Here is a 21,889-nt window from a genome sequence, read left to right on the forward strand (position 1 = left end):
AGAAATGTCGGCAATGGGTCCCATTGGAAGCACATTTATTGTATTTGCTAAGAGAAATGTCGCCAATAGGCCCTATTGGAAACACATTTGTTGTATTGCTAAGAGAAATGTCGGCAATGGGTCCTATTGGAAACACATTTGTTAAAGTAATGGCGTAGATTCGCGCAATGTAACTTTCCCTCTATATTCTGGAAGGGGGGTAATTCGTTTAAAGAAAGACGTAGGTAATTACACAGTTATGAACCTTTGGGTCCCAGGTAATAATTGTAATAGGATACATTGCAATAAACTGATAAAAAAATAAGCCTGCAACGGGCTTACTTTTTTAATAAAAACGGCGCAGTGCAAATGACTCCGACCAAATAGAGAGCGACTGCGATATATGCAGGTAATAAGTGTACAAAATCAGTATAGCCTATAATAAAATGAGTGATGAGTCCCGATAAAAATGCAGGAATCGCTCCGATTGTAAAAGTCCACCAAACCCAGCGTTCACCTTCGCGAATTCCCCATAAGGCAAGCATCAAGACAAGTAAGCCAACACTTAGCAGGGCACTGCCAAACCCGGCCCGGTCATGGGCAATAACAGGTATTAATCGCTCATTAAACTCATTCAACATTTCCGGTGTGAGACATAAATAAGTAAGATCGGTTGGAACAAAGACGCTGGATGCTCCGATCACGGAAATGACGCCACCGCCAATCGTTAAAGCAAATCCTAATAAGACAAAAGCAAGCTGTCCGAATAAACTCCACTTCCAGAATCGGTGATTATAAAGGTTGTTACTTGTAGGAGCAGCCGTAGCATTTTTCGATTTCAAATATCCTAAAATAAATAATGGCAGTAACATAAGCCAAAACAATCCATGAAGCCAATCGAAATAGCCGTACCCAATAAATAGGAAAATCCCGAGGAAACCAATTATACCTGCAATATTGATAGCTTTTCTGGCCCAATGCAGGCCATTCCTGACCCCAAGCTTGGCAAGCTGCATGTAGATGATTCCTCCTGCAATCATCGTTCCTGAAAGAGTCATCCTGTCATGGGCCATAAAGTATAAAATAGCAGGATTGAACTCAAGAAGATCGTTTCTCATCATACCTAAAAAGAATTCATCGTACGGAAGAATAATAGATGTCATACTAAAAAACAAGGCGATCAATCCTGCAATGGTAATGGACAATCCGAATAGCCAATACCAGAACCATCCTTTAACAACCGCCGTTTCCTTTGCGAACCTGTTGCTGTAAGCCTCATTAATTCGCTTTGGCAGACCGGGTCCGGTAAATACATACTCAAAGCCTAACATAACAAGGGAAGCACCATTCTCCAATAATGTAACCGCATCTGACGGCTCGCGAATCCCGCCAGAAGTGATCACGGGCAGGTCGTCACCAAATGTATTCTTTATAGTCACAAGCGCCTCGATCATTCCTTCAGGTGAAGGAAAGTCTTCAAGCAGTATTCCACTAGGCTGATAGTTTTCCAGTTTATTTATATGTTCTGCTGTGCAAGCCAATATTACTGGTTTCCTTACTTTTGACCGAAAAAAATCATATTGATCAGCAGAATTAAAATTTTGGCAGTTGAGAATAAAACCATCACTAAACGGATGGAGCTCGTTACAAATCTGTATTTTTTCTTGAAATGTTCCTTCAACCCTGATAAACAATGGTACCTGCTTTTTTGTAAGAGAGTACAGTCGTTCTTTAACTGTCGATAACTTAATAGAAAAGCGGGGATCTCCCAAAATCTGTTCCTGTTTTGGGTCAATCTGAAGCTCTTGTTGCCGAGAGGAACCTTGAATGGAAACGGGTCCAATCTCAATGAAGCCAAAGCCAAGGTTTTGAAAAGCCTGCAGTCCGGATAATTTCGGATCAATTTTCCCGCTTAGCCCGACAGTAGAAAGAAACGGAATACCAAATAAAGATTTCTCCGGATTTTTCGAAGGGGCCATATGGCCAAGAAATTCAATCAAGGCTCTGCCTATTAAAGAGGATGATAACAGGCTCATCCCGCGATGTATAAACTCTCGGCTAAACGAAGGCGGCAGCGTTTGAAGAATCGGTTTGAACAGCGTATGATATGACCAATCCGGCAAGGGGGACACGCCTCCTAACTTTGTATGTTACCAATATTTTACCATGAGAATATCGTGGGATATAGCAGATTTTGTTGGGGAGGAAACCGTACATCGTTGTTGAATATTAATGTAAGATTATTCTAAAAAGAGGCTGTGTGTAGTAACTTTTTAAAGAATAAATTTAAAATCTTATGACGGAGTGATTTGTATGAACGTAGCTGGAGAGTATTTGAAAACTGTGATCCAACGTTTTAGAGAATCAAAAAAAACCGCTGAAAAAGCAATGGAACAATTAGTCGAAAGCGAATTATTTTGTTCCCCGAATGAGGAATCCAATAGTATCGCTATTATTATAAAACACATGAGCGGTAATATGATTTCGCGCTGGACAGATTTTTTCACGACAGATGGTGAAAAACCTTCTCGAAATCGAGATGATGAATTTGTCGGAGACCTCCAAACGAAAGAACAGGTTATGGAATTGTGGGAGCTTGGTTGGGAAACTTTTTTAACTGCTTTAAAAGATATTCGCGAAGCCGATCTCTTAAAAACAATTACCATTCGAAATGAACCCCATACAGTGATAGAAGCGATTGAACGACAAATGTACCATTATTCTTATCATGTTGGTCAAATTGTTTATCTAACAAAAATGTTAAAATCAAGTAATTGGAATCCGCTTACTATTCCCCGGAAAAAGTAACTTTGCATAATATTAAACTAGTTGATGAATTTTTTATAGGTTATGAATGGAGAAAAGAGATGAGAAAAAATCTTTTATACATTGAAGACGATAGGGAAATTGGAGATTGGCTTTCTGAAAATTTAATTGAACGAGGCTACCACGTGACTTGGCTCACCTCAGGAGAAAAGATAACCGATCAAATGGAGAAAATTGATCTCGTGATCCTCGATATCATGCTTCCTGGTTTAGATGGATTTTCAATAGGTCAGCGGTTAAAAAAAGATTTTCCAAAGACACCGATTTTATTGCTTTCTGCTAGAAGCTCAATCGAAGATAAACTGCATGGTCTAACGTTTGCAGATGACTATGTAACAAAACCTTTCCATCCTGATGAGTTAGCGGCACGTATAGAAGTACTCTTAAGACGATTCGAAAAGCTGTCACCAGCATTTATTCAACTTGCCCATCTTCAAATTTATTTGGATCAAAATCGAATTTTAGATTCAAGAACGAATAATGAAATCATCCTAACAGGAAAGCAATTTCAAATTTTTACGTATTTGCTCCGCCATCCAAATCAAATTCTCACAAAAGAACAAATATACGAAGCAGTATGGGAAAGTCCATATATCGAAGGGGATAAAACGCTGATGGTGCATATCCGTCATTTACGAGAAAAAATAGAGGAGAATCCGAGCCATCCGCAAATTATTGAAACGATTCGAGGCATCGGATACAGGGTACGGCAATGAAATTCCGAAACTCCTTATTAACGAAGTATTTGCTCATTATCTCTGCGGCCCTGGTCTTATGGCCAATAGTATTGCCGGTTTATTACCTTCCAAAGCATTTCTTGGATAAAGACAGCAAAGAAAAAATAATCTATATGGATACACAAGAATTAGAAAGAATGTGGCATCGTGAAGCGAAGAAGTTGAATGGTGCGACGTCTGACAAAATAGACAAAAGGCTGCGAACATTGAAAAGGCAATATTCAAAGGCAATGATATTTTGGGTGGATGCGAATGGCAAAACGAAGCTCAAGCTGCCTAATCGAAGAAATATCCCGAACAAATGGACCCTCCATGACAGTGTAGAATTTATGAAAAAAAGTGTTGGCACAGGGCCGTTTACGATTGTTGCCTATATTGGCGGCGATTCAAATCAAGGTTTTATGGTTTTTCAAGTGCCGCATTCTCTAACGGATCCCCTATCTATATCAGTCAACGATGACGTGTACCTACTTTTATACGGTTTTCTTGTTTTCGTATTATTTCTATTTATCTCTTGGTTATTTTTTTCTAAAATTCGTAGACGGCTTGTTCAGCTGCAAACCGCGATGACTGAAGTTGGCGAGAATGGTATACCTAATAAGGTTGCGGTTTCGAGGTTAGATGAAGTCGGCCAATTAGGACTATCATTTAATCATATGATTGACGAGCTGACAAAAAGCAGAATGCGTGAACAGGAGGAAGAAGTTCTCAGGAAACAACTAATTGCTAATATTTCGCACGATTTACGTACGCCGTTAACAATCATTCGTGGTCACGCCTATTCATTACAGAAAGAGTCTCTATCATTAAAAGGTAAAGAATCGCTTCACTTGATTGAAAGTAAAGTCGATCTGTTAGGCCAATTGTTTGATAATTTGCTTGCCTATACGTTGCTTTCAGCAGGGAAATATACCATGGAGCAGAAAAAGACGGATATGGTACGGTTATTACGTGCTTCGCTCGCAAGCTGGTATCCAGTGTTTGAAAAAGAAGGATTTGAAGTCGATGTCAGATTGTCGGAAAAAGTGTTGATTTGGAATGTCGACCCCCAATGGTTCACCCGTGTATTAGATAATTTATTTCAGAACGTAGTCAGGCACGCGAAATCAGGAAGGTATATCAGTGTCCATACTGAAGAACAAGAAGGAAAAAACGTTATTATTATCGAAGACAAAGGGCCAGGGATAAACAGCGGCTCTCAGGAGAAAGGGGCGGAAATGGGTCTATCCATCGTTTCACTTATGTTAAAGGAAATGAACCTGGATTGGAAAATCGAAAGCTCCTCTAGCGGCACGAGGATTTATCTATTAGAAAAAAGTTAAACGAAATTTAAACTCGACCCTATCTTCATTTTAACCATCGATGGTTAGTATGAAGGTAGGGTTTAATTATGCCGATTAATTGCAGGGACTCTTAGTTATGATTCTCGAAAAAGTGGGCAGAGCAGTTGGTCAAGTATAGTTATTCAAAATAAAGTGAAAGAGGATGATTACAATGAATTCTATATCGTCTTTAATGAAAAGAGGTACCGAAAAGGGCTTGAAATATTGGCCTTGTTGGATTGGATATTTAGCAGCTGCTTGGTCGTTACTGTATGGGGCTATTCATCTTTATTGGTTAATTCAAGGAGAAGGATATCCATTTAATAATGATAGTTTAGGATACTTTTCGGCCATAATTACCTATCTTCCCGCTCAGGTAGGAGGCATCGTTTTTGTTGTTCTCTGTTTATGTAGTTTTGGCTTAGGTATTTCCATACAAAAATCTTTAGATAGAACGTTTCTACAACGTGTATTTCTCATCTTTGCCTGGGGATTCGCATCTTTTTTGCTTCTATTTATTCCAGATATTAGTTTAATAGCGGCCATGGCTTATGCTTTCTTGTTTAAGTTTGAATTTAACTGGCAAATGTTCAATCAGATCATATGTATTATAGGTGCGCTTCTTTGGATCTTAACTGCTGTTACCTATTATCGGAGAACACACAATGCCTGTGGAAATTGCGGGCGGACAGAGGCGTGTAAACCTTTTTTGCTAGTGCGATGGGGTAGGCAAATTACCATTATGGCCGCTATAGCTCCCCTGCCTTATGCACTAACACGATTTGCATGGGCGTTAAATATTCCACTTGGAGTGGATGCAGAGTTTTTAAAAGATTTTAATACCATTAATCCGATGGCGCAACTGACAGAATGGGTATTTGGGGTAATTTGTATATGCGGCGCTATTCTCACACTTGGCTTGATTATGAAATGGGGGGAAGTTTTTCCACGCTGGTTCCCATTCATTGGCGGCAAAAGGGTTCCTATCCCTTTAGCGGTCATACCCGCATCGATTGTAGCGATTGCTGTCACGGCAGCCGGTGTTGTCTTTACCTTTTCATTTTTCGCCGTTACCTTTAACCTTTTGCCAGCAGACGGTGTTTTGCTTGGCTCCATCAGTGGTACTGTAGGCCCGATGCTTATCTGGGTTCCATGGGGATTAATGCTTGGTCTTGCTGCTCTTGCCTACTACTATCGACGACGCGGACAATGTATCCATTGTGGAAGGAAATAACGACAAGTTAAGCTTTTTAACGTGAATAAGACACTTTCGAATCAAATTCGCAGGGGGATTCCAAATGAGAAAAATAATTTTAACAATTACCACGGTTATCTGTATGTTTGGGATTGTTCATATTGCTGTGACTCCGCTTGGTTACAACGGATATACAATTAATGATCTTTGGTTTGCAAGTTTTGGATGTTCACTAATTTTCCTTGCATTATTGAATTATGTTGTTATGAACATCAAGCAAAGACAGACAAACATGTTTATTGTGTGTCATGTGGCAAATATTTTGTGTGCGATTTTGGTTTCGCTCATTCTCACACGCGCGTTATTTCCTCATATCATTTTACTGTTTGTTTTAGTAGTTTTGGAAACATTTCTTATCATTAGATATCAGTTCTCTTTAAAATCTGATTAATGTTAATTAGAAAACGGAGAAGCTATAGGGGTCATTTTTCATCAAGCTGACTGTAGGGTGACCCCTAAATTGAAAACGAAGACAACACTTAGGATTTAGTAATGGTTGCAGCGGTATGGATTGTTTAAGTGGCAATCTTTTATTATTAACGTGGGGGGTTAAAAAAGGTGTTTCTTTTCGAGTTGTTGAAATAAATAGTATTAGAAAAGCAGCTTATTAGTTAGAGAGATAAAACAAACAATAATTTCTGATATGATTTTTACTATTTAAATCTATAAATCGTAGAAAGGAGCAGTTTTTATGCATTTTAATATGAAAGAAGCTATCGAGGTTCTGGAACGTACACCACAAACTTTGGAGCATTTTTTATCTGGTTTATCTGAGGGGTGGCTGTCCTGTCATGAAGGTGAAGGAACATGGAATGCTGCTGAAGTGATTGAGCATCTCATTGAGGCAGAAAAAAATAATTGGATACCGAGGCTAGAATTTATTATTCAGGAAGGTGAGAGTAAACCATTTCCACCATTTGACCGATTTTCACACTTAATGGAAAGTTCTGAAAGGTCGATGGAACAAAATCTGCTTGAATTTAAAACGCTTAGAACGGAAAATATAACCAAACTTAAAGCACTTATTGAATCTGAATTACAATTTGAATTTACGGGTTTCCACCCTGCGTTTGGTGTAGTGAAGGTAAGAGAATTGCTTTCTACCTGGGTTGTTCATGATTTAACACACATTGCTCAAATTGTGCGGGTCATGGCTAAGAGATATAAGGAAGATGTGGGGCCTTGGGAAGAATATTTAAGTATATTGAAAAAATAATAACGGCGCAGAAAAGAGTATCATAGGGAAGACGCAATGATGGGGGAAAAGTAATGGAAGATATTGTGATCAGAAGACCGAGAGAAGAGGATGTAATAGAGTTATACAAGTTTTTTAGAATTGTAATAACCGATACCTTTATTAAAGAAGGTATTGGAAATATGTTGGATGATATGGAACAAGAAATAGAGGCCAAAGAAAATTATCTAAGAAAAGATTTCGCTAGCGGCGGCAAAGAAAGGTATTTTCTAATTGCACTAGATGGAAATAAATTAGTTGGATCAATCGAATATGGTCCAGTAAGTGAGCTAATCAATCATTGTACAGATAATGCATTAAAAGATCTACATGAAGTGGGTACAGTATTCGTGCATCCAGATTATCAAAGACAGGGGATTGGCAATCAACTGCTAGCCGAAATGTACTTAACCTTAAAAAATGAAGGAATTGAAGAATTTTGTTTAGATAGCGGATATAGCAGTGCGCAAAAAATCTGGCAAAAGAAATTTGGTGAACCGGATTACTTGTTAAAGGATTACTGGGGAGATGGGGCGCACCATGTGATTTGGGAAATAAAAGTTAACGAAATTTTATCATAAGAAGATTTGACTTTCTTCTCAACGGGCAAGCTTTCGAGGAATCTTTAAAAAAAGCTATGGCAGCAAACCTCTGTCCATAGCTTAGAACTTTTAGCAATTACAAATCATTAAAACATTTCCATCTAAATCTTGAAAGTTAAAATAGGCAAAATGACCAATACGCTCTATTTCTTTAACAATGGTTATTCCTTGTTCTGTAATAAATTGGTACGCCTCATCAATATCTTTAGCAAAGAAATTAAATAAAACATGCTCCGAGGGTTTTAATTTAAACCCTGGATCGAACGTGTGGTCATCTAAAGTTAGTCCAGTTTCAGAGGTAACTGGGATGTTATAGACAGGTGATTCAACATGCTCTTTGTCAAATGGTATTCCAAGTAAATTACTGTACCATTCTGCTGACCTTTTGAGGTCGCTCACATGGATAAAAACGTTGTTAACCTTACTGTTTATAGGAGAGGCAATTACATTCACTAACATTCCACCTTTTAACGGATTTTATCTTTTAAAAATTCAACTAAATCGATGAAATTCCTTTAAAATTTTAAAAAAAGGTTAGGTACTAGCGAATCAATAATAGAAAAGAATGTAATAGATTAAAGCAATGGTAAGTAGAAATAATATACTTTTAAAATGGGAGAAAAGAAATGATATTAGAAGCTGCTATGCTGCAAGTAAAGGAAGGTATGGAAGCGGAATATGAAGAAGCATTCCGTAAGGCATCAGAAATTATTTCATCAATGAAAGGGTACATATCGCACGAATTACAGCGTTGTATGGAGGTTAAAGGGAAATACCTGCTGTTGGTTCAATGGGAGACATTAGAAGACCACACAGTTGGATTTAGACAATCCGAGGAATATCAAGAATGGAAAAGGCAGTTACATCATTTTTATGATCCATTTCCAACGGTTGAGCATTTTGAGAGAGTCGAACTTTAGTAGCTGTACATATTTTAGTTCGCACCTAATGATTCATTCGCCATAAACTAAAAATTGGATGATGAATGTGTTGCAACTGAATCAAAGGGACATCAATACTTATCATCAAAGGTTTTTTCGTCCTTCTTGCTTACAAGCTTTGAATTTACGATTTGAAACGGGGGATTTCTTCTCTGCTTATTTTGATAAGGCTCATGACCAAATTCAACTTCCTCCAGAATTGACAAAAACCCCTGAAGATACACTTCTCAACTATTTTAGCATTTTACGTGAAGCAGAAAACATGAGAGCGAGAAGCTGCGGTACGGTTGGTCATGCACGTAATCCGTTTCCAACTGCGTACAATTTATTGTCTAAGGAGTATCAACATAAATTAAGCTTTAATGACTATATCAAATCCTTTGAAGGGATAGGACATACAAGTTTGATCAAGCTTTGCAGAGTCCCAGATGAAAAACGTGGAATAAGGTTTTTTTATGAAATTGAAACGATAGAGGGTATTGAAAACAGGAGAGCCGAATATTTTGGCTATTCTTACGGGTTTATTCAGCTTGTTTACCAAAAAGAAGGGTTTAGAATTTTAGATTTGAGTAAGATTGAGGAAGACTTTTTATGTGCACCGTACCATGGATGGGACCAAGATGGGGAGTCGATTGTTGAAGTGAAATATGACAGTTGGTGCAAGTTGGTCCAAAAAATTTACCCAACAATAAAAAATGGTTATGTTAAACATATTTATTTTCGCGGAAATGATGCTGCTGATTATTGTATTATATTCTTTACTCTAACGAACGGAACTGATGTAGAAATTGCGTAATTTCGCAAAGTAGGCGTTGAGAAGTGGAAACAAATAAGAATAAAGCCCGAAGAAGAATGTCTCAAAGAAAATAGTGGTTAAAAGCTTACTTATTTTATAAACGGGCCACAGAAAAAATTAAGGAGAGGGGAACATGTATGTCTGAAAAAGGCTGTATAAAATGCGGAAGTAAAGATGCGGGGAAAAAGGAAGTAGCGATGACCGGGACGGGATTATCTAAAATGTTTGATATTCAACATAATCAGTTTATCGTTGTATATTGTAAGAATTGTGGATACTCCGAATTCTACAATAAAGCATCTTCTAAAGCATCAAATATACTGGATTTATTTTTTGGTTAGTAAAAATAAAATAACGATCAATGGAGGCATTACTTGAAAAGGTAATGTCTTTTTTATTAACGGGAAATTTAGTAAAAGAGGGACTAGAGCTTGTTGGATACATGGTTTAGGAGGAATTAGGGTCACTTTGACGAATTAAATATATAAAAATGGAATTTAGATGGAAGAGCTTTGTTGTGTATGGAGGTATTTATGCCAATTATGGAAATAGGAAATATTCATGGGAGAAGAGAATCAGATGAGGAATTGAACCAATGTAATAGGGGGAATTTTATGTGATTATCATTTTTATAAAGTTTCTATTGCCTGCTTTTTTATTGATTTATTTACTTCAGAGGACGTTAGATAAATATGATAGTAAATCAAAAGCGATGCTTGTTTTACTACTAATCTCTTTGGTTTTTAATACAGCATTAGCACAAAATTATAATTATAATTTAATTCCATACCCTGAACGAGATGGCTATTCTATTTCCAATATGTTGGCATATTATGTTTTCGGTGAAAACTATTTTGGACACTGGAACTTAGATTTATTTAAGAGTGGATATGAAATATCAATTTATGTGACCATCATATTGTTAATCATATATGTTAGTTGTTTAATATTTGAACGCAGGAAAAAAGAAAAAGAATAAATCCTACTTGCAAAATAGAAGGCTTTCTTCCGTAATTGGGCGCTATCCTTTAATATAAGGAGCAGCGCTCAATTTTTTTTAATGCCGTATGGAAGAAAGAAAGATCTAAAACTATTTTTTTACATATAGAAATATTACAAAAATGAAACCTAAAGAAACTCAATATGAAACATTAACTCCCAACCTTTAATCCCCAGTACTTATTATTTATATGAACACCTCCCTCGTTGGAGAGGATTTTGTCCATTGTCTAAATTAGCCTAAGATAACTGGAATCTATGATTCTTTTCCATAAGTCTTTAAATTTCTGTTTTGTTGTATCAGCAAATATAATCTACGAACAAGTATTTCCTTCTTTTTTTTCTTGTCTAGCACTTTATTTTTAAGATTAAATGACATATTTGTCCCCCAAAAAAATTTTAATTTTAAATTTTGATTATCAAATATATATATGTAAGTTAAAGGCTGATGGCAAAATCATATTGGTTTTATTTACTTCTTTTAGGAGGACTATTTCCTCCCAGTCTTACTTATAGAATCGGACTTTGTGCTTAACAATTATATCATTCGACAAAATTCTTGTTTTTCTGTACATCATCTTTTAAAAATATCCTCTATAGGGAATAGATATTACCAAATATTTCAAAATGAATAACCCATTCTCCTTATCAAAATTATTTATTTCGTAGGTAGAAGGTTGTTTAGAAATATCGTAAAAGCGGGTTTTCTCCTGATTTTCCATTTGTAAAAGGGAGACTGCTTTATCATTATTTTTTATTGTAAATACAACAAAGTTGGTGTAGATTTTATACATGCTATTTTTATTGCATTTACAACAAAAATGGATTAAGGAGTAAATTATGAAGGAAATTCTTCGTGAGATTGGAATGATTGCAAGGGCATTAGATTCTATAAGTAATATAGAATTTAGAGAATATGACCTTACAAAAGGGCAGTATTTGTACCTTGTGCGAATATGTGAAAACCCAGGAATCATTCAAGAAAAGTTAGCTGAGATGATAAAAGTAGATCGAACAACAGCAGCTCGTGCAATAAAAAGACTTGAAATTAATGGATTTATTGAAAAGAAAGAAGATAAACATAACAAAAAAATTAAAAAACTTTTTCCAACTGAGAAAGGGGAAAAAGTTTATCCTTTTATAAAAAGAGAAAATGACTATTCCAATACTGCTGCATTAGAGGGATTTGCTGAAGAAGAAGCAGAAACCATATTTAACTTACTCCAAAGAGTTAGAAAAAATGTAGAAAAAGACTGGGAATTTGTAAAAAAGGGGAATAAGCGAAATTATTAAAGGAGCGAAATATTAAATGTCTACTAATCTTAAAAAGTGTTGCCTTGAAGATTTACTCAAACTACAAGAAATTAGTTATGAAACATTTACCGAAACATTTAAAGATCAGAATTCACCAGAAAATTTGAGTGCTTACTTAGAAAGGGCATATAACTTAAATCAATTAGAAAAAGAATTATCCAATATTTTTTCCCAATTCTTTTTTGTTTTTTTTAATAATGAAGTTGCTGGATATTTAAAGGTCAATACTGATGATGCTCAATCTGAAGAAATGGGTAGTGAATCCCTTGAAATTGAAAGGATTTATATAAGGAGCAAATTTCAAAAACACGGACTTGGCAAATATTTAATAAATAAAGCTATGGAATTAGCAGCAAAGGAGAATAAAAAGAAAATCTGGCTGGGTGTATGGGAAAAAAATGAAAAGGCAATTGCTTTTTATAAAAAAATGGGATTTGTTCAAACTGGAGCCCACTTTTTTTATATGGGTGATGAAGAACAAACAGACTTTATAATGACCAAAACACTCATATAATTTAGTAATACAAGATAAAATAAAAGTGGCATCTCTTATGAAGAAAAATCTGCAAAAATAATAGTTATTTGACTTTGTTAGGTCTAATAGGTGTATTACTTAAACAACGGTAATACTTATCCATATACAGGTAACTGGCTAGTTGAATTTGAAAAATAAAAAAGGCACTTAAAATAGTGCCAGTTAGGATCTTTTTATACAATAGCAATCTTATATTTTAAACTTTCTAGGGAATTGTTTTACAATGGCAAAAGTAATCGTGTCTGCCATTTGTAAAGCTTCCAACTCAATTTTATCAAACACCTCAATACTTGCTGTAAAATTTTGTTGGAGGATCAAAACTGCTTCATTTTTCGTAAGTGCCAAATGTTCAAAAAACATTTCTTGGAATTCCTTTCTTGAAATAAAAGGATTTATTCTACTTAGGAATTCGGCAATTTCTTCACCATTGGCGTACCATCTTCTCTCTGCATCTGCCGCAGCTCTTTGATTGCCTGCTTTTGCAGCTTTGACCAGTTCCGCTGCAATAACAAGATGCGCCCTTATTAAGCTGGTGAACTTTTCGACTATTCTATTGCCATAGAAAGGCTTTAGTAAATTTCCCATATCGGTTGCGTTCCGAAGAAGTCGTGCGGTATTCGCGTCTTCATCAGGTAAATTAAAAGCGATGCTGTTGATCGTTAATCTTGTCCAGTATACATGCTGTTCCCAAACTAAACGCATCGCACTTTTTAAACGATCTTCCCGTTCTGTCATACATTCAATGTTGAACCAAGGTTTCAAAGATTTCACCACCTTACTCTCTAATATCGTATTCAGTATATTCTTGTTTCAAAAAGCGGCTTGTACGTTATTTTAAAAAATTGCTAATTTAAACTTAGCAAAAATAGTTCGATATAATGATAAATTTACCAATTAGGAAATGGGACACTGAAACCATTTCTTTTTTGTTGTGTTTAACGAAAAATGGAATATAATTGTATTATAAGAGTTCACGAAATTGTCATAAATTAATGTTTGTCATAAATGGGAATGAAGAAAATATTGGAGGGATGGAATTGTTTAGAGCGGCTGCTGCGGGCGTACTTGGGTTTATTCTGATTTTTGTCGAGTCGATGATTGTGATGAAGTTAAAAGGGTATGCAACCATTGAATTTGGCGGCATTGCCCCGTTTATTAACGTTTGGGCCATGAATTTCTTTTTCGTCTTTGCGATTCTTACACAGGTTACGAATTGGTATGAAAACAGGGGCCGTTTAGAGGAAGATAAAAGTTATTAATAATATGGAAAGCACCACAATCTCGGGTTTTTAGGATGATTGTGGTGCTTTTTTTATCGCAACGGTAGTTATTCGTCTCTAATTGCTGAAGTTATGCTAGTTACCCGAACGAGGAGAAAAGGACAGAATTAGATCAAGTAGAAGGGGGCTAGTTAACGGGACGAGGGGAAAAGAATACAATTCGAGTAAGTAGATGGATCTTAGGTGGTATTATGTAAAAGATATTCTAAAAAGGCAAATGGTTTAGATAGATGTGCTTAGATTTGATGCCCGTATTAAAATGTTCTTCAAAAAAACGGGAACGGTTCTTCTGCTTTGATTAAGCCGAAAGACCGTCCCCGTACGTTATTTACGATGCATTTTAAATTGTAAGAACAGCTCGTTGTATGCGGCTAGATTGCGTTTGCCGAGGTTTTCGTATACTTCGAGTTTTTTTGTCAGTTCGGGTGTTGGGTAGAATCGCTCATCTTCTACGACCTCTTTGTCTAAATGTTTGAGTGCCTGTTTATTAGGTGTAGAGTAGCCGACATAATCGGTATTTTGAGCAGCAACTTTAGGGTCGAGCATGAAGTTAATGAATTTATGAGCGGCCTCGATATTTTTCGCTGTCTTAGGGATGACCATGTTATCAAACCAAAGATTAGATCCTTCCTTAGGGACAACATAATCTAAATCTTCATTTTCATACATAATTTCTGAAGCATCCCCCGACCATACAAGTCCAATGGACGCTTCTTCATTGACCATCAGCATCTTGATTTCATCTCCGACAATCGCTTTGACATTTGGTGTGAGAAGATCCAATTTGTTCTTCGCTTCAAGCAAGTGTTTTCTATTCGTATCGTTCAGCGAATAGCCTAAACTGTTCAGACCCATACCCATGACTTCACGGGCCCCGTCTATTAACAGAATTTGATTTTTTAATTCAGGATCCCATAGGTCGTTCCAACTGGTGATTTTCTTTCCATTCAGCATTTTCGGATTATAAACGATGCCGACTGTGCCCCAGAAATAAGGGACGGAATATTTATTCTCGGGATCAAATGGCAAATCCATAAAGCGCGGATCAATATTTTTTAAATTTGGCAGCTTAGAGTGATCCAGTGGAATTAATAAATCTTCCTGCCGCATTTTATCAATCATATACTCAGATGGAACAGCAATATCATAATTCGTGCCGCCCTGCTCAATTTTGGTCATCATCGCTTCATTGGAATCGAACGTTTCATAGATGACCTTGATACCAGTTTGTTTTTCAAACTTTTTGATTAAATCCTCATCAATATAGTCGCCCCAGTTATAGACGGTCACCGTGTTGCCTCCGGAATATCCCTGTGAGGTGTTCAAGCTTGATATTGCATATAAAATAATCGCGGACGATATGGCAATGATGAAGAAAAAACGGACTAAATGGTTCATCGTTTCCGCACCCCCATACCGCTCGGCTTATTGCGCTGGGTGATAAAGTAATAAATTACCACTAAGAGCATGGTGAAAAGGAACAGCAAGGCTGATAAGGCATTAATATTCAAGGAAATGCCGCGGCGTGCTAATGAATAAATTTCAACGGAAAGCGTTGAAAAACCGTTTCCGGTGACAAAAAATGTTACAGCAAAGTCATCTAACGAATACGTTAATGCCATGAAAAATCCGGCAAAAATTCCTGGTGAGATATAAGGAATAATGACCTTCGACATCACATCCCAGCTGCTTGCCCCAAGGTCTCTTGCAGCATCAATAAGTGACGGGCTCATCTCCGTTAACTTTGGCAGAACCATCAACACCACAATCGGTATACTAAAGGCAATATGTGACAAGAGAACCGAGTAGAATCCAAGCTTGATGCCTGCCATCGTAAACAAAATCAGAAACGAAGCTCCGATAATGACGTCTGGACTGACAATCAGTACATTGTTAAATGATAATAATGTGTTTTTGGTTTCCCGTCTTTTGGCCATATGGATGGCTAAAGCGCCAAAAATGCCAATGATTGTTGAAAAAAGGGCAGATAACAGGGCAACCACAATCGTATTTAGGACAATAATGAGCAGCCTTGTATCATGAAACAGCTCACGGTACCACTCGAGGGAAAATCCTTTAAAGCTATACATCGTCTCCCCGCTGTTGAAGGAGTATAAGATGAGAAAGAAAATAGGTGCATACAGGATAAAAAAGATGATGATCAAAAACAACTTTGATAAAGGAGTTAATTTTTTATCCAATTTACACACCTCGCTTTTTAGTGTTGGTAAGTACCATAATCAACACCATAATAATGATTAAAAACACAGCGATTGTAGAACCCATGCCCCAGTCCTGTGTCACAAGAAAATGCTGCTCAATGGCAGTACCGAGTGTAATCACGCGGTTACCGGCAATAAGTCGTGTCAGCATGAACAATGACAGCGCCGGGATAAATGTCACCTGACAGCCGGACTTTACACCATCAATGGTTAACGGAAAAATCACCCGTCGGAATGTGGTCCATTTGGAGGCTCCTAAGTCATTGGCTGCATCAATCAGGGTTGGATTTAGTTCGTTTAATGAATTGAAAATCGGCAAAATCATAAATGGGATAAAAATATAAACCGACACAAACACAAAACTGAAATCGGTAAATAGTATTTGCTGCTGGCCAATCCCGATGACTTTTAAAAAGCTGTTGGCAGCCCCGTACGTGCCAAAAATGCCAATGAAGGCATAGGCCTTTAACAGAAGGTTGATCCAAGATGGAACAATAATCAATAACAGCCACAGCTGTTTATGCTTGGTTTTTGTTAATAACAAAGCGGTAGGGTAAGCGATAATCAACGAAATCGCTGTGATTAAAAACGCATACCAAAATGAGCTGACCGTCATTTGCAAGTAAACCGGCGTAAAAAATTTACGGTAATTGCCTAGGGAAAAATGACCCTCGATATCAAAAAATGAATAATAGACTACAAGGGCAATCGGGACAATAACAAAAACAAGAATCCACAGTAAATACGGTATTTTATATAAATTACGGGTCAGTTTATTTTCCATGGCGGTCCACATCCGCATAGGTTTCTAGACGCCGGTCAAATTCTTCCTCGGTCTCCCCAAGACGCATTACGTGAATCGCCTCCGGATCAAAATAAAGCCCAATCTCATCACCGACATTTGCCTTTTTCGTCGAGTGAACAAGCCACTCATTGCCGTCCTTGTCATAGCAGGAGATTTCGTAATGAACCCCGCGGAATAATTGGGAATCAACCTTAACCTGCAGCTTGCCGCGCTCAAGCGAAGTGATTTCCAAATCCTCAGGACGGATGACAATCTCAACAGGTTCATTTAGGTTGAAGCCCATGTCCACACAGTCAAATTCACGGCCGACGAATTCAACCAGATAATCTTTTTTCATTTTGCCGCTAACGATATTGGATTCCCCGATGAAATCAGCAACAAAGCGGTTAATCGGTTCGTCATAAATATCTGTCGGTGTTCCGCTCTGCTGAATGGTCCCTTTATTAATAACAAAAATTTCATCGGACATTGCCAGAGCTTCTTCCTGGTCGTGGGTGACAAAAATAAAAGTGATTCCCAGGCGGCGCTGCAACTCGCGTAGTTCATACTGCATTTCGGTACGAAGTTTTAGGTCTAGTGCTGATAATGGCTCATCTAGAAGAATCACTTCCGGTTCGTTTACAATCGCTCGGGCGATGGCCACACGCTGGCGCTGACCGCCTGACATTTCGCGGATTTCTCGGTTTTCATAGCCGGAAAGGTTAACGAAGCTAAGGGCTTCTTTTACCTTCGCTTGAATATCGGCATTTTTTAATTTCTTGATCCGCAGCCCGAATGCCACATTTTCAAATACATTTAAATGAGGAAAAAGGGCGTAATCCTGGAAGACCGTATTAACCTGACGTTTATTGGCCGGTATTTGGTTGATTTTTTTGCCATTAAAAAATATTTCTCCTTTAGACGGTTCCATAAATCCCGCAATAAGCCGCAAAATAGTAGTCTTACCGCAGCCCGACGGACCAAGGAGTGTATAAAACTTTCCACGTTCAATCTCAAAGCTGACATTATCAAGAACAGGCGGATCGTTATCGTATTGTTTCGTTACGTTATTAAATTGAATAATACTGGCGTTTGCCATTTTCGACCTCCCCCTTAAATGGTTCATATTGGTGATTCGGGAACAATTATACAGGAAAGGGTGGAAAATTCAATCATTCTTTCAATTTATCGTTGAAAAGGGAAAAGCCTCACTCTTCTTTGCCGAGTGAGGCTTTTAGGGGTGGCTATTAAGCATGTTGTTTGACTGTTTTATCCCCTTTAAAGGCAGTGCGGCGGATGAAAGGAATCACCCAGCGGTCAAGGCCGAAGTGACCGGCATTATATCCAGCGAATAAGATAATGGCACCGATGAATAAGTCAGTTGGGATATGAGATACAGTTCCGGCAAGGAAGAAGGCAAAGTTCATGACAAGGCCGAAGAACATAGCTGCTGTAGTTAAACAGCCTAAGATTAAACCTAATCCTACCAAAAATTCACCTAATGGAACGATGGTATTAAATATATCAACGTTAGGTAAAGCAAAATTCTTTAAGAAAGTTACGTACCAGCCGTATACAAGGCTGCCATCGGGCCCTTTTACCGGATTAGCAATTGCGCCTTTCAAATACCCAGAAGCATCGAAACCGCCTGTTAACTTGTGGAAGCCTGCAGTAAGCCAAGAATATCCGATATATAAGCGAAGCACTGTAAGAATTCCTGCGGCAATTTTGTTTTCTCTTAACCAATTAACAAACATTTGAAACACCCCTTCAGTTATTTAAGATTTAATTAATGATTACACTGTAAATATATCAAATTTACTTTGAAAACAGGGTAGATTGTTCACTAATTCACAAATCTGTAAAAATGATTTGAACGATTTGTTACAAGCTGATGTTTGAAATGCTATTTATAAAAAATGGAAAAATACGTTGATTTAACTAACGGGATTAGTTAAAATAAAACTAATGATATTAGTTAAGGAGAGGGTAGTAGTGAGAGTGATTGGAAACGGTCATTTATATCAGGTGACGTTTATGGCGAAGGTATTTCCGGTTAATTGCTATTTGGTTGAGGAAGAGGATGGATTAACATTGATTGATGCGGGGCTCGGATTTTGTGCTAAAGGGATTATGAAAGCAGCAGCAAGCATAGGAAAGCCTATTACCAAAATCGTACTGACTCATGCCCATGATGATCATGTAGGAGCACTCGACCCTTTAAAAGAACTTATGCCGGAGGTGCCGGTCTATATTTCTATTCGTGACAACAGATTGATGAATAATGACCGTTCCCTTGAATCTCATGAGGAGCAAACGCCAATTAAAGGCGGTGTTCCGAAAAAATTAAAAACAAGGGCCAATGTATTATTGAAGGAGAATGATATAGTCGGCTCTTTGAAGGCGATTGAGACCCCTGGTCATACCCCCGGTTCTATGTCGTTCTTAGATACACGTACAAAAGCTTTGATTGCAGGCGATGCTTTTCAAACTAGAAGTGGTACAGCAGTTGCAGGAGAATTAAAGCCGCTGTTTCCATTTCCGTCATTTGGCACTTGGAGCAAAAAGACAGCCCTTGTTAGTGCAAAGAAGCTAGTAAGCTATGAACCTCAGCTACTGGCAGTGGGGCACGGAGAAATGATTGAGAATCCTGTGAGAGTGATGGAACAAGCTATAGATAATCTAGAACGGAAATTAAGATAGAGGAGCAAAGAGCATGTCGCCTAGACCCAAAATCGGACTTAAGTTAACCACGATATTAGATGAAGCAGGAGAAATTGCTGATCAACATGGAATAGATGAAGTTACCCTTGCTAACTTAGCAAAAAAACTCGGGATTCGGCCGCCCTCATTATATAACCACTTTAATGGGCTGCCCGATTTAAGAAAAAAATTGGCCATTTACGGGCTCAATCGCTTATATGAAATAATGGCTGAAGCAGCAGCAGGGGTGTCAGGAACCGAAGCTGTCCTTGTAATCAGTAAAGCATATGTCAATTTTGCACGAAATCATCCAGGGATTTACGAGGCAACATTGATGGCGCCAGATCCTGAAGATGAAGCGGTTCAGCTGGCTGGGGCTAAAATTGTCGACCTTTCCGTCTGTGTGCTTCACGATTTTAATTTAGAAGGAGAACGGGCCTTACATGCGGTTAGAGGGTTACGAAGCATCCTGCATGGTTTTTCTGCATTGGAACAAAAGGGTGGATTTAAGCTGACACTTGATTTGGATGAAAGTTTGGAGTTTATTATAGAGGCTTTCATTGCTGGGATTAGCAAGTAAATGTGTAGAAATATCGGTGAAAAATGATTTAGCTGCAGCTGGTGTCTCTTTTATTGAGGAATAGAAGGAGATTAACCAAAAAGTGGAATTGAATTTATCGTAGGCTTAATTCACCTGATTTTGCTATAATGGAAGAAATTTTACTATTAAAAGGATGATGATCTTGCGGATAGAGGAAAAATTAGGGCTGGTACTTGACGTTGAGACAACTGGTTTAGGTCCAAAAACAGATGAAGTAATTGAATTAGCATTGAAGTTGTTTTCCTATCGGACGGATACTGGTGAGGTTATTGATGTAATTGATGAGGATTCTTTTTTAAGAGAGCCGCTATCGAGCTCAGCGCGCAGGAATTATGACCGGGCTTTTCAAGTTCACGGGATTCCATACGAGGCTGTTCAGGGGAAAAGTTTCTATGATGAAAAGATTAAAACTTATTTTCAACGGACAGATGCCGTCTTTGCACATAACGCTTCTTTTGACCGCAGCTTTCTTTTTCATATGTACCCGGAAGTGAATGATCTGCAGTGGTTCTGTACAATGAGGAATGTACCATGGAAACAATACGGCTTTCCAAATGGAAAACTACTTACCCTGTTAGAAGCACACGATATTACAAACTATCAAACACATAGAGCGATGGACGATATTACATATTTGATGGAATTACTAAAGAAAACAAGTCCAAAAGGTAATCTCTATCTGCAAGAGGTATTGGATTTCGGCCCAATGAGAAAATATCAGCCAGCAGCTTCACAAGCGAAACTTGGATGAAAACCTGATCAGATGTTGATTAGGTTTTTTCTATTAGAAGACTCGATAAATTTTGGTTGCGGATGGAAAGTATTGTGTCCGCCCACTGTGGACAAATGTCCACGAGTGGTGCCTGACACCATTACAGTTTTGCAAGGTATCGATCTTTAATAATGCTCCGATGATGGGCTTCGTGGCCGGCGATGATGTAGGCAATGGCTCTGGTTGTGATTTCGCTGCCATTGGCAAAGCCTTTGTTTGTCCACGCTTCTTCGGGCATATTTCTAATCAGGCTGATAGTGGCATTTCTTGTTAAGATGAAATCTTCCAGAAGGTCCTTTAGTGAAAGTTGATTGGATTTGGCCCCTTGAACGTACAGGTTTTCATCAAATCCGGCTAATTCTGTTTGATCACCGCGTCCCACCCTTAAAAGGCGATAGCTCATGATTCTTTCAGTGTCAGTAATATGACCAAGAACCTCCTTGATGCTCCATTTATTCTCAGCATAGCGGAAAAGGCTATCTTTTTCGGAAATCTCTTCAAAAAGCTGAGTCATTTTCTCTAAATGATCTTTAAGAATTTCTGTCAAATTTCCTTCAGGAACAGCTTGAACATAAGGCACATAATACTTCGGATACTCATTTTCGGTAGGTCGCAGCAGCATGAAAATCTCTCCTTTTTTATGAATTAATTTTATCGTATCATAAAATTCAGATTAACCATTTAAACTATGTTGGTTTTATTTTAAGTAAATATTTTTTGAAATTAAGATTTGAATTCTTTCAATGAGCGCGGGGACTAGAGATTTTTTGCAAAAGCCGTTCATGGAAGCGGTCAATGAGCACGAGGAGCAAAGATTTTTCGAAAAAGGTGTTCATTGCCCTCTCCAATGTGCACATGAAGCTTAGATTTTCAGAAAAAAGTGTTCATGGAAGCGGTCAATGAGCGCGTGGAGCAGTGATTTTTCGAAAAAGGTGTTCATTGAACCCTCCAATGTGCACGCGAAGCTTAGATTTTCAGAAAAAAGTG

26 protein-coding genes are annotated in these 21,889 nt (G+C 37.8%); 17 read left to right on the top strand and 9 right to left on the bottom strand.

Annotated features, from left to right (window positions below):
* Positions 1-317: 317 nt before the first annotated feature.
* Positions 318-2,111, bottom strand: coding sequence for a beta/alpha barrel domain-containing protein (locus IE222_RS23490; RefSeq protein ID WP_308435620.1), 1,794 nt, complete (start codon positions 2,109-2,111; stop codon positions 318-320).
* Between the two features lie 181 nt (positions 2,112-2,292).
* Between IE222_RS23490 and IE222_RS23495 the strand changes: the two genes are divergently transcribed.
* The 7 genes from IE222_RS23495 to IE222_RS23525 all read left to right on the top strand — a co-directional run bounded on the left by IE222_RS23495 (position 2,293) and on the right by IE222_RS23525 (position 7,934).
* On the top strand, positions 2,293-2,787 hold the full coding sequence (locus IE222_RS23495; protein ID WP_191276824.1) for a DUF1572 family protein: 495 nt from the start codon (positions 2,293-2,295) through the stop codon (positions 2,785-2,787).
* Positions 2,788-2,846: 59 nt separating this feature from the next.
* Complete coding sequence (locus tag IE222_RS23500) at positions 2,847-3,521, top strand: response regulator transcription factor (RefSeq protein WP_191276825.1); 675 nt, start codon at positions 2,847-2,849, stop codon at positions 3,519-3,521.
* Positions 3,518-4,864, top strand: a complete 1,347-nt coding sequence (locus tag IE222_RS23505) for a sensor histidine kinase (protein ID WP_191276826.1) — start codon at positions 3,518-3,520, stop codon at positions 4,862-4,864. The genes IE222_RS23500 and IE222_RS23505 overlap by 4 nt, the downstream gene beginning before the upstream one ends.
* A gap of 172 nt (positions 4,865-5,036) precedes the next feature.
* Positions 5,037-6,098, top strand: a complete 1,062-nt coding sequence (locus IE222_RS23510) for a hypothetical protein (protein WP_191276827.1) — start codon at positions 5,037-5,039, stop codon at positions 6,096-6,098.
* Between the two features lie 64 nt (positions 6,099-6,162).
* The gene (locus IE222_RS23515) at positions 6,163-6,510 is read left to right on the top strand and encodes a hypothetical protein (protein WP_191276828.1); all 348 of its coding nucleotides are present in this window, start codon (positions 6,163-6,165) and stop codon (positions 6,508-6,510) included.
* Between the two features lie 300 nt (positions 6,511-6,810).
* The gene (locus tag IE222_RS23520; protein WP_191276829.1) at positions 6,811-7,335 is read left to right on the top strand and encodes a DinB family protein; all 525 of its coding nucleotides are present in this window, start codon (positions 6,811-6,813) and stop codon (positions 7,333-7,335) included.
* A 53-nt stretch (positions 7,336-7,388) separates the two neighbouring features.
* Positions 7,389-7,934 carry a GNAT family N-acetyltransferase gene (locus IE222_RS23525; protein ID WP_191276830.1) on the top strand — a complete coding sequence of 182 codons (546 nt, stop codon included), beginning with the start codon at positions 7,389-7,391 and terminating at the stop codon, positions 7,932-7,934.
* A 90-nt stretch (positions 7,935-8,024) separates the two neighbouring features.
* Here the strand turns inward: IE222_RS23525 and IE222_RS23530 are convergent, their stop codons facing one another.
* Positions 8,025-8,408, bottom strand: coding sequence for a VOC family protein (locus IE222_RS23530; RefSeq protein WP_191276831.1), 384 nt, complete (start codon positions 8,406-8,408; stop codon positions 8,025-8,027).
* 173 nt (positions 8,409-8,581) lie between these two features.
* On the opposite strand from IE222_RS23530, the gene IE222_RS23535 reads away from it, so the two are divergent.
* The 6 genes from IE222_RS23535 to paiA all read left to right on the top strand — a co-directional run bounded on the left by IE222_RS23535 (position 8,582) and on the right by paiA (position 12,519).
* Entirely contained in the window at positions 8,582-8,875 is a 294-nt protein-coding gene (locus tag IE222_RS23535) for an antibiotic biosynthesis monooxygenase family protein (RefSeq protein WP_191276832.1), read from the top strand.
* Positions 8,876-8,945: 70 nt separating this feature from the next.
* Positions 8,946-9,692 (top strand): hypothetical protein, encoded by a 747-nt coding sequence (locus IE222_RS23540; RefSeq protein ID WP_223282868.1) that lies wholly within the window; start codon positions 8,946-8,948, stop codon positions 9,690-9,692.
* A gap of 137 nt (positions 9,693-9,829) precedes the next feature.
* On the top strand, positions 9,830-10,033 hold the full coding sequence (locus tag IE222_RS23545) for a zinc ribbon domain-containing protein (protein WP_191276834.1): 204 nt from the start codon (positions 9,830-9,832) through the stop codon (positions 10,031-10,033).
* A 275-nt stretch (positions 10,034-10,308) separates the two neighbouring features.
* Positions 10,309-10,671: a hypothetical protein gene (locus IE222_RS23550; RefSeq protein ID WP_191276835.1), complete on the top strand. Its 363-nt coding sequence runs from the start codon at positions 10,309-10,311 to the stop codon at positions 10,669-10,671.
* An 860-nt stretch (positions 10,672-11,531) separates the two neighbouring features.
* Positions 11,532-11,984: a MarR family winged helix-turn-helix transcriptional regulator gene (locus IE222_RS23555; RefSeq protein ID WP_191276836.1), complete on the top strand. Its 453-nt coding sequence runs from the start codon at positions 11,532-11,534 to the stop codon at positions 11,982-11,984.
* 16 nt (positions 11,985-12,000) lie between these two features.
* A complete protein-coding gene (gene paiA, locus IE222_RS23560) occupies positions 12,001-12,519 on the top strand; it encodes a spermidine/spermine N(1)-acetyltransferase (protein ID WP_191276837.1) in 519 nt (172 codons plus the stop codon).
* 210 nt (positions 12,520-12,729) lie between these two features.
* Here the strand turns inward: paiA and IE222_RS23565 are convergent, their stop codons facing one another.
* Positions 12,730-13,311, bottom strand: a complete 582-nt coding sequence (locus IE222_RS23565) for an acetylglutamate kinase (protein ID WP_223282869.1) — start codon at positions 13,309-13,311, stop codon at positions 12,730-12,732.
* Positions 13,312-13,571: 260 nt separating this feature from the next.
* Between IE222_RS23565 and IE222_RS23570 the strand changes: the two genes are divergently transcribed.
* A complete protein-coding gene (locus tag IE222_RS23570) occupies positions 13,572-13,799 on the top strand; it encodes a hypothetical protein (RefSeq protein ID WP_223282870.1) in 228 nt (75 codons plus the stop codon).
* A 345-nt stretch (positions 13,800-14,144) separates the two neighbouring features.
* On the opposite strand, the gene IE222_RS23575 is transcribed toward IE222_RS23570, so the two are convergent.
* The 5 genes from IE222_RS23575 to IE222_RS23595 all read right to left on the bottom strand — a co-directional run bounded on the left by IE222_RS23575 (position 14,145) and on the right by IE222_RS23595 (position 18,583).
* The gene (locus IE222_RS23575) at positions 14,145-15,218 is read right to left on the bottom strand and encodes an ABC transporter substrate-binding protein (protein WP_191276840.1); all 1,074 of its coding nucleotides are present in this window, start codon (positions 15,216-15,218) and stop codon (positions 14,145-14,147) included.
* Positions 15,215-16,021, bottom strand: coding sequence for an ABC transporter permease (locus IE222_RS23580; protein ID WP_191276841.1), 807 nt, complete (start codon positions 16,019-16,021; stop codon positions 15,215-15,217). Before IE222_RS23580 ends, IE222_RS23575 begins: the two co-directional genes overlap by 4 nt.
* Before the next feature lies 1 nt (position 16,022).
* Positions 16,023-16,826 (bottom strand): ABC transporter permease, encoded by an 804-nt coding sequence (locus tag IE222_RS23585; protein ID WP_191276842.1) that lies wholly within the window; start codon positions 16,824-16,826, stop codon positions 16,023-16,025.
* Positions 16,816-17,925 (bottom strand): ABC transporter ATP-binding protein, encoded by a 1,110-nt coding sequence (locus IE222_RS23590; protein WP_191276843.1) that lies wholly within the window; start codon positions 17,923-17,925, stop codon positions 16,816-16,818. Before IE222_RS23590 ends, IE222_RS23585 begins: the two co-directional genes overlap by 11 nt.
* Positions 17,926-18,073: 148 nt before the next feature.
* On the bottom strand, positions 18,074-18,583 hold the full coding sequence (locus IE222_RS23595) for a DoxX family protein (RefSeq protein ID WP_191276844.1): 510 nt from the start codon (positions 18,581-18,583) through the stop codon (positions 18,074-18,076).
* Positions 18,584-18,821: 238 nt separating this feature from the next.
* Between IE222_RS23595 and IE222_RS23600 the strand changes: the two genes are divergently transcribed.
* The 3 genes from IE222_RS23600 (at position 18,822) to IE222_RS23610 (ending at position 20,881) form a co-directional block, all read left to right on the top strand.
* Positions 18,822-19,529, top strand: coding sequence for an MBL fold metallo-hydrolase (locus IE222_RS23600; RefSeq protein WP_191276845.1), 708 nt, complete (start codon positions 18,822-18,824; stop codon positions 19,527-19,529).
* A 13-nt stretch (positions 19,530-19,542) separates the two neighbouring features.
* Positions 19,543-20,109, top strand: coding sequence for a TetR/AcrR family transcriptional regulator (locus IE222_RS23605; protein ID WP_191276846.1), 567 nt, complete (start codon positions 19,543-19,545; stop codon positions 20,107-20,109).
* A 157-nt stretch (positions 20,110-20,266) separates the two neighbouring features.
* Positions 20,267-20,881 (top strand): exonuclease domain-containing protein, encoded by a 615-nt coding sequence (locus IE222_RS23610; RefSeq protein WP_223282871.1) that lies wholly within the window; start codon positions 20,267-20,269, stop codon positions 20,879-20,881.
* 121 nt (positions 20,882-21,002) lie between these two features.
* Here the strand turns inward: IE222_RS23610 and IE222_RS23615 are convergent, their stop codons facing one another.
* A complete protein-coding gene (locus tag IE222_RS23615) occupies positions 21,003-21,524 on the bottom strand; it encodes a DinB family protein (protein WP_191276848.1) in 522 nt (173 codons plus the stop codon).
* Positions 21,525-21,889: the final 365 nt, after the last annotated feature.

The sequence above is a fragment of the Neobacillus kokaensis genome (assembly GCF_014656545.1).
GTDB classification, from domain to species: domain Bacteria; phylum Bacillota; class Bacilli; order Bacillales; family Cytobacillaceae; genus Neobacillus; species Neobacillus kokaensis.

Excerpts from the sequence above, each read along its gene's own strand:
- IE222_RS23495 (WP_191276824.1), top strand. The coding sequence starts at position 2,293 with ATGAACGTAGCTGGAGAGTATTTGAAAACTGTGATCCAACGTTTTAGA.
- IE222_RS23500 (WP_191276825.1), top strand. The coding sequence starts at position 2,847 with ATGAGAAAAAATCTTTTATACATTGAAGACGATAGGGAAATTGGAGAT.
- IE222_RS23505 (WP_191276826.1), top strand. The coding sequence starts at position 3,518 with ATGAAATTCCGAAACTCCTTATTAACGAAGTATTTGCTCATTATCTCT.
- IE222_RS23510 (WP_191276827.1), top strand. The coding sequence starts at position 5,037 with ATGAATTCTATATCGTCTTTAATGAAAAGAGGTACCGAAAAGGGCTTG.
- IE222_RS23515 (WP_191276828.1), top strand. The coding sequence starts at position 6,163 with ATGAGAAAAATAATTTTAACAATTACCACGGTTATCTGTATGTTTGGG.
- IE222_RS23520 (WP_191276829.1), top strand. The coding sequence starts at position 6,811 with ATGCATTTTAATATGAAAGAAGCTATCGAGGTTCTGGAACGTACACCA.
- IE222_RS23525 (WP_191276830.1), top strand. The coding sequence starts at position 7,389 with ATGGAAGATATTGTGATCAGAAGACCGAGAGAAGAGGATGTAATAGAG.
- IE222_RS23535 (WP_191276832.1), top strand. The coding sequence starts at position 8,582 with ATGATATTAGAAGCTGCTATGCTGCAAGTAAAGGAAGGTATGGAAGCG.
- IE222_RS23545 (WP_191276834.1), top strand. The coding sequence starts at position 9,830 with ATGTCTGAAAAAGGCTGTATAAAATGCGGAAGTAAAGATGCGGGGAAA.
- IE222_RS23555 (WP_191276836.1), top strand. The coding sequence starts at position 11,532 with ATGAAGGAAATTCTTCGTGAGATTGGAATGATTGCAAGGGCATTAGAT.
- paiA (WP_191276837.1), top strand. The coding sequence starts at position 12,001 with ATGTCTACTAATCTTAAAAAGTGTTGCCTTGAAGATTTACTCAAACTA.
- IE222_RS23570 (WP_223282870.1), top strand. The coding sequence starts at position 13,572 with ATGGAATTGTTTAGAGCGGCTGCTGCGGGCGTACTTGGGTTTATTCTG.
- IE222_RS23575 (WP_191276840.1), bottom strand. The coding sequence starts at position 15,218 with ATGAACCATTTAGTCCGTTTTTTCTTCATCATTGCCATATCGTCCGCG.
- IE222_RS23585 (WP_191276842.1), bottom strand. The coding sequence starts at position 16,826 with ATGGAAAATAAACTGACCCGTAATTTATATAAAATACCGTATTTACTG.
- IE222_RS23590 (WP_191276843.1), bottom strand. The coding sequence starts at position 17,925 with ATGGCAAACGCCAGTATTATTCAATTTAATAACGTAACGAAACAATAC.
- IE222_RS23595 (WP_191276844.1), bottom strand. The coding sequence starts at position 18,583 with ATGTTTGTTAATTGGTTAAGAGAAAACAAAATTGCCGCAGGAATTCTT.
- IE222_RS23605 (WP_191276846.1), top strand. The coding sequence starts at position 19,543 with ATGTCGCCTAGACCCAAAATCGGACTTAAGTTAACCACGATATTAGAT.
- IE222_RS23610 (WP_223282871.1), top strand. The coding sequence starts at position 20,267 with ATGATCTTGCGGATAGAGGAAAAATTAGGGCTGGTACTTGACGTTGAG.
- IE222_RS23615 (WP_191276848.1), bottom strand. The coding sequence starts at position 21,524 with ATGCTGCTGCGACCTACCGAAAATGAGTATCCGAAGTATTATGTGCCT.